Genomic DNA, 6,324 nt, shown 5'->3' with positions numbered 1-6,324 from the left:
GCCTTGGGGCTGACCCCGGAACATCTGGCGTATGTCATTTACACCTCCGGCTCTACGGGGCAACCGAAGGGGGTGATAAACGGGCATCGGGGCGTGGTCAACCGCCTGTGCTGGGCGCAACAGGCCTACGGCCTTAGTGCTACTGATAGGGTGTTGCAAAAGACCCCGTTCAGTTTTGACGTGTCGGTTTGGGAGTTTTTCTTGCCGTTGTTGGCGGGGGCGCAGTTGGTGATCGCCAAGCCGCACGGCCACCAAGACCCGGCCTATTTGGCGCAACTGCTGGTGAGGGAACAGGTCAGTATGGTGCATTTTGTCCCGTCCATGCTTCAGGTGTTCCTCGACCAGGCCGACTTGCCCGCCTGCCCGGCTTTGCGCCGGGTGCTGTGCAGCGGCGAGGCTTTGCCGCACGCTTTGCAGATGCGCCTGCACCGCCTATGGCCGGACGTGGAACTGCACAACCTCTATGGCCCCACGGAAGCCGCCGTCGATGTGACGGCGTGGCAGTGCCGCCCTGAGCCGGATTTGGGCATCGTGCCGATAGGCTACCCTATCGCCAACACCCAGATTTATATCTTGGACAGCCACCTACAACCCGTGCCGTTGGGCGTGGCCGGGGAAATCCACATCGGCGGCATCCAAGTGGCGCGGGGTTACCTGAACCGCCCGGCACTGACCGCCGAACGCTTCATCACCGACCCGTTCCGCAAGGACGGCAGCGGCCGCCTGTACAAAACCGGCGACTTGGGGCGGTGGCTACCCAACGGCAGCATCGAGTATCTGGGGCGCAACGATTTCCAAGTCAAAATACGCGGCTTGCGTATTGAATTGGGCGAGATTGAAACCCGCTTAGCGGCCTGTCAGGGCATCCGCGAGGCCGTGGTCATCGCCAGGGAAGATGTGCCGGGCGATAAGCGCCTGATCGCCTACCTCATCCCCGAACCGGACCACACCCCCGACCCCGCCGAATTGCGCCGCCAACTGGCCGGGCAACTGGCGGACTATATGTTACCCGCCGCCTTCGTCACGCTGGAACAGTTTCCGCTCAGCACCAACGGCAAGCTTGACCGTAGAGCCTTGCCTGCGCCGGACGGCGGCAGTGTCGCGGCGCGGGCCTACGAAGCACCCCAAGGTACTACCGAGACCGTCATCGCCGCACTTTGGCAAGAACTGCTGCACCTGGAGCAAGTCGGGCGGCATGACCAGTTCTTTGAATTGGGCGGGCATTCCTTGCTGATCGTCAGTTTTATTGAGCGTTTGCGCCAACAAGGCTTAAGTGCGACGGTGCGTAGCGTGTTCACCGCGCCGACCCTCGCCGAGCTGGCCGCGCAAATAGATGCCCAAGCCGATCCGATAGCCGAGCTTAAGGTTCCGGCCAATTTAATCGCCCCCGATTGCACCGCGCTGACCCCCGATTTACTGCCTTTGGTTAAGCTGACAGTAGCGGAACTCGACGGCTTGGTCGCGAATGTGCCGGGCGGTGCCGCCAATATTCAGGACATTTATCCGCTCGCCCCCTTGCAAGAAGGGATTTTGTTCCACCATTTATTGGCGGCGGCAGGGGATGCGTATTTATTGCGCACGGTGTTAAGTTTTGCCGATACCAAAGGTTTGGCGCAATTTTTAGCAGCCTTGCAACAGGTTATCGACCGTCACGACATCTTGCGCACGGCTATCCATTGGCAGGGCTTGCCCCAGCCCGTCCAAGTGGTGCAGCGGCGGGCGCTGTTGCCGATAACAGAACTTAGCTTACAGGGCACGGCCAGCGCGATGGCCTGCCTGCTTGGGCAAACCGACCCTAGCCAGTTACGCCTGAACCTGCAACAAGCGCCGTTATTTGCGGCCTATAGCCTCTATGATGCCCAAACTGATAGTTGGTTATTGGCTTTGCTGAACCATCACTTGGTCAGCGACCATCTGACGGTAGAGCTGATTATCGGCGAAGTGGGGCAGATTCTGGCCGGACAGGCGGCGGACTTACCCAGACCCTTGCCTTACCGCCAGTTTATCGCCCAAACCTTGGCGACCCCAAGCGACGGATACGAAGCCTATTTTAAGGCACGGTTGGCGGATATTACCGAACCGACCGCCCCGTTCGGCATTATGGATGGGCAAGGGCGCATCACTGAAGCGAAACTGGCCTTAAGCGCCGATTTGGCGGCGGCTATCCGCCTGAACGCCAAACGCTATGGGCTTAGCCCCGCCGTGTTGTTCCATGCCGCGTGGGCGCAGGTGTTGGCGCATTGTACTGGCCGTGACGATGTGGTGTTCGCCACTGTGCTGCTCGGACGTTTGCAAGGCGTGAGCGGCGCTGACCGGGTATTGGGCCTGTTCATCAACACCTTGCCGTTACGCATTCGTGTAGGCGGGCAGAGCGCCGCGCAACTGGTCACCGATACGGGACGGCAATTGCTGGATTTGCTGGCTTACGAACAAGCGTCTTTAGCGCTGGCGCAACGCTGTAGCGGGGTCGCCGCCCCGTTGCCGTTATTTACCAGTTTGCTCAATTACCGCCACAGCACCCAGCACGACCAACAAGCGGGGCAAATGGCCGACGCGGCCAGCACTTGGCAAGGCATCCGTGTCCACCATAGCGAAGAGCGCACCAATTATCCGCTGACCGTGTCGGTTGATGATCTAGGGGTGGGCTTTACACTGACCGCACAATGTAGCGAAGGCATTGTGGCGGAGCGTATCGTCGGCTATTTTGGGACAGCACTGGCCGGACTAGCCGACGCGCTGGCACAGCAGCCCGATTACCCGGCCTGCCAGCTTAGCATTTTGCCCGCCGCTGAGCGGCGGCAAGTGCTGCAAGCCTTTAACGGCACGACAGTCCATTATCCGCCGCCTATTTGCTTACAACAGCTCTTCGAGCAACACGCCGCAGACAACCCAAATGCCCCTGCCTTGGTGTTTGGCAGCCACCGCCTCAGTTATGCCGAGTTGAACCGCCAAGCCAACCAACTGGCCCACCACCTCATCGCCTTCGGTATCCGCCCCGATGACCGCGTGGCAATAGCACTGGAACGCTGCCCGGACATGGTGGTGGCACTGTTGGCGATTTTCAAAGCGGGTGGGGCGTATCTGCCGCTAGACCTTAGCTATCCTGACGAGCGTTTGGCTTATATGCTCGCCGATAGCCGCCCCACGGTCTTACTGACCCAAACCGTGGCTTACCCGCGCTTGTTGGCCTTGGCCGACGAGGGCTTGCCGATCATGCTGGTGGATGTTTTGCTGACGGATGGGGCAGGACAGGGGCAAACGGGCAACCCTGACCCACAAGCACTAGGCATAAGCCCACAAAATCTGGCCTATATCATTTATACCTCCGGTTCCACCGGGCAACCGAAAGGCGTGGCGATGCCGCAAGCGGCATTATTGAACTTGCTCAACTGGCAATTTACCCGGGCCGGTTTGCCGCCGGGGCAAAAAACCTTGCAATTTGCCGCCCTAGGTTTTGATGTCGCGTTCCAAGAAATCTTTTCCACCTTAGGTTCGGGCGCGTGTTTGGTCTTAGTCAGTGATGCGGTGCGCCGCGACCCGGTGGCGTTGCTGGCCGAACTGGAGCGGCAGCAAGTGCAACGGTTGTTTGTGCCGTTTATCGCCCTGCAACAGCTCGCCGAAGCGGCGGTCAATACCGCCGCCGAATTGCCGTATCTGCACGATGTCATCACCGCAGGCGAACAATTACGCATTAGCCCCGCCATTAAGGCCTTTATTGGCAGGATGCCGGGGCGGCGGCTGCATAACCATTACGGGCCGACAGAAACCCATGTCGTCACCGCCCTGACCTTGGCGGATGACCCCGACACTTGGCCGCTGTTACCGCCAATAGGCCGCCCGATTGCCAACAGCCAAATCTATGTGTTGGACAGCCGCTTGCAACCCGTGCCTTTAGGGGTGGCGGGGGAAATCTATATCGGTGGGGCCAATCTCGCGCGGGGCTATTTCAACCGCCCCGAATTGACCGCCGAGCGGTTTATCGACAACCCGTTCCGGGCGGCGGGTGACCCACCCGGTGTCCTCTATAAAACGGGTGACTTAGGTTGCTGGCGGTCTGACGGCACATTGGATTATTTGGGGCGCAACGATTTTCAAGTCAAAATCCGGGGCTTCCGTATTGAGCTGGGCGAGATTGAAGCCCAGTTATGCCGTTGCGCCGGGGTATGTGCAGCGGTTGTCGTCGCCCATCCAGACGGCGTAACCGATAAACGCTTAGTGGCCTATCTGGTTGCCGATCTAGGCCAACAACTGGATGTCGCAGCGGTGCGCCAGCAACTGGCCAGCCAACTGGCCGATTATATGTTGCCCGCTGTATTTGTGGTGCTGGACAGCTTGCCGCTCAGCCCCAACGGCAAACTGGACCGTAAAGCCTTGCCTGAACCTGAGGGAGGCCATGCCGCCAGTCGTCTTTATGAATCACCCCAAAACGACATTGAACAGGTGCTGGCGGCGATTTGGCAAGACCTTCTGCATCTGGACAAGGTCGGCCGCCATGACAATTTCTTTGACTTGGGCGGACACTCGCTGCTGGCCGTGCAATTGGTGGTGCGCTTAAGGGAGGCTTGGCAAATTGACGTGCCGTTAGCGGCCATTTTCGAACAGCCCTCCTTAATGGGGCTTGCGGAATGCGTGCTGGATTTGCAACTGGCCTGCTATCAAGACAGCGACATCGCCTTGCTTGACGGGCAATTAAGCCTGCTATCAGAAGCCGAATTGCGCACCCTGTTATCTGAGGATAATTAATTATGAACAACCCGAAAAACCCAGGCCTTGAGCAACTGAAACGCGCCGTCCTGTTAAAAAAACTCCAACAGACCAACAGTGCCCGCAATGTCCAAACCACCGTTGCGCCGCTGCCTACGGCTGACCGGACACAGCCGCTACCCTTATCTTGGGCGCAACAACGGCTTTGGTTTATCGACCAATTCGACCCCGCCGCCAGTCAGGCTTACCATATTCAGGCGGGTTTACGGTTGCACGGCAAGCTGGATAAGGCCGCGCTTAAAAGGGTGCTAGACCGTATCGTCGCCCGCCATGAAGTATTGCGGAGCCAGTTTGTCAGCAATAACGGCCAGCCTTGGCAACAGATTAGCGCGACTGGCAGTTTCGCCTTGCTTGAGCAAGATTTATCGGCCTTGGCCGAAACCGCGCAAGCCGCCGCCGTCCAACAACTGTGCGCGGAAGAAACCTGCCAGCACTTTAGCTTGTCGGCAGGGCCCTTAATCCGTGGCCGCTTGTTAGGCCTGAGCGATAACGGCTATCTGCTATTAATTACCCAACACCATATTGTTTCTGATGGCTGGTCTTTGGGGCTATTGATTAAAGAAGTATGCGCCTTATACTCGGCGTTTAGCCAAGGTTTGCCTGACCCCTTGCCCGAACTCAGCCACCAATATGCCGATTATGCCGTTTGGCAACGGGCATGGCTACAGGGCGAAACCTTACAGGCCCAAATACGCTATTGGCAAGACCAGCTTAACGGTGCGCCCGAACTGTTGGCGTTGCCCTTAGACTATACCCGCCCGGCGCAACAAAGCTATGCGGGTGGCCGTATCGGCATCCGCCTGCCTGCCGGACTGAGTGCGGGCTTAAAACAACTGGCACAAAGCCAAAGCGTCACCTTATTTATGGTACTGCTGGCGGGCTGGTCGGTGCTGATGGCACGGCTGAGCAACCAAACCGATGTGGTTATCGGTACGCCCGTCACCAACCGCCCCCGCTCCGAGCTGGAAGCCCTGATCGGCTTTTTTGTCAACACGCTGGCTTTGCGCGTCCGGCTGGCCGATGACCCTAGTGTCAGTGCCTTGCTGGCCCAGATCAAGGCCACCAGTTTGGCCGCTTACGCGCATCAGGATTTGCCTTTTGAACAAGTGGTCGAAGCCCTCAATCCGACGCGCAACATGGCGTATCATCCTATCTTCCAAGTCATGCTGTCCTTAGACAATACTCCTGATGGCGGCGCATTGGCCTTACCCGGTTTAGCGCTGGAGCCGATAGGATTGGCGCATACCACAACCCATTTTGATTTGGCCTTAGCCTTATCGGCGACGGACGAGGGACTGGTGGGAGCCTTGGAATACGCCAGCGATGTGTTTGCCGAGCCGACGGTGCGGCGTATCGCCCGTTATTTTGAAAACCTATTGGCGGGCATGGTCGCTGACCCCCAGCAAACTATCGGCCAATTGCCTTTAATGAAGGCGGCTGAACGTGACCGCATTTTGTATGGCTTTAACCACACCGCCACCGCCTGCCCGCAACACCTGTGCGCCCACCAACTGTTCGAGCGGCACGCCGCCAGGCAGCCGGACGCGCCCGCGCTGGACT

2 protein-coding genes are annotated in these 6,324 nt (G+C 58.6%); both read left to right on the top strand.

Annotated features, from left to right (window positions below):
• Positions 1–4,743 (top strand): non-ribosomal peptide synthetase (locus tag AADEFJLK_RS23055; RefSeq protein ID WP_146054727.1); only part of this gene is annotated, 4,743 nt, incomplete at its 5' end.
• 2 nt (positions 4,744–4,745) lie between these two features.
• Positions 4,746–6,324, top strand: a 1,579-nt coding sequence (locus AADEFJLK_RS23050; RefSeq protein WP_249028124.1) for a condensation domain-containing protein, incomplete at its 3' end; no start/stop codon positions are given.

The organism is Methylovulum psychrotolerans (assembly GCF_002923755.1).
Classification (GTDB): Bacteria; Pseudomonadota; Gammaproteobacteria; order Methylococcales; family Methylomonadaceae; genus Methylovulum; species Methylovulum psychrotolerans.
The sequence above is the reverse complement of the archived record's forward strand: the minus strand, read 5'-3'. Positions and strand labels throughout refer to the sequence as shown.